Below are 902 nucleotides of genomic sequence, written 5' to 3' on the forward strand. Positions count from 1 at the left end.
CTCCGGTTACTTGCCCGTGCAGGGTGAGCGGGTTGATGATGCGGCCCACGTCGTCCACCACCAGGTAGTCGAGGACCTCCACCTGGCCGGTCCGCGGATCGACCGCCACGTGGGCGGCGGCGGTGCCGAAGGTATAGGTGGCCTTCGAGTTGCTGAACGTACCTTCACTATCGAAGCGCTCCACGCCGGCGAAGTCGGCCAGGGCGACGCTGCGGCCGTCCGGCGCGCGGGCGACACCTTGGCTCACGGTCAACTCCAGCGGATTGCACCCGAGCCGGCGCGCGGCGGCTTCGCGGAAGGCCGCCAGAAGGTGGCGTGCCGCGATCATGATGGCCGAACCGCCCATTACCGTGGCACGAGAGCCGTAGGAGCCGAAGCCATCCTTCAGGTAGGTGGTCGAACCGTGGAGGATGCGGATGCGGTCCAAGGACAACTCGGGGTCTCCTCGTTTTCAGTGCAATAAGTGACGGTACGCAAAGCTAGCACTGGCGCGGGGGTGGTCTGGGTAGACCGTTGATTTCATTGACTTTCCTGTTCGCTTTGTAAACGGGTATGGTGGCCTCCCACTTTTGAGGTTCACGATGCAGGGTTGGCACACAACGTTTTTGGGGATGCGTGGGCTCCCCCGCGATATCAGCGACTTCGAGATGAAGGCATTTTTCACCCTCGATGGTGCCGAGCGCGACGCAATCAATGCACGCCGAGGTGATTCCCACAAGCTTGGTCTGGCGCTCCATATTGGTTTCCTGCGCATGAGTGGGCGTTTGCTCGGTGCCTTTCGGGTAATTCCAGTAGCCTTGTGGCGCCACCTTGGCAACGAGCTTGGCATTGCAGCACCAGAAGTCGCCTCGCTGAGAGCCATGTATGAACGCGGGCGCACGCTATTCGATCACCAACAAGTA

At 61.5% G+C, this 902-nt stretch carries 2 protein-coding genes; one reads left to right on the forward strand and one right to left on the reverse strand.

The window, feature by feature from the left end:
• Window positions 1-433: molybdopterin cofactor-binding domain-containing protein (locus QHC78_RS21035; RefSeq protein ID WP_319748096.1), on the reverse strand; the 433-nt coding region annotated here is incomplete at its 3' end.
• A gap of 148 nt (window positions 434-581) precedes the next feature.
• Here QHC78_RS21035 and QHC78_RS21040 point away from each other — a divergent pair.
• Window positions 582-902, forward strand: a 321-nt coding sequence (locus tag QHC78_RS21040) for a DUF4158 domain-containing protein (protein ID WP_319748097.1), incomplete at its 3' end; no start/stop codon positions are given.

Source organism: Pigmentiphaga sp., from assembly GCF_033795525.1.
Taxonomy (GTDB): domain Bacteria; phylum Pseudomonadota; class Gammaproteobacteria; order Burkholderiales; family Burkholderiaceae_B; genus Pigmentiphaga.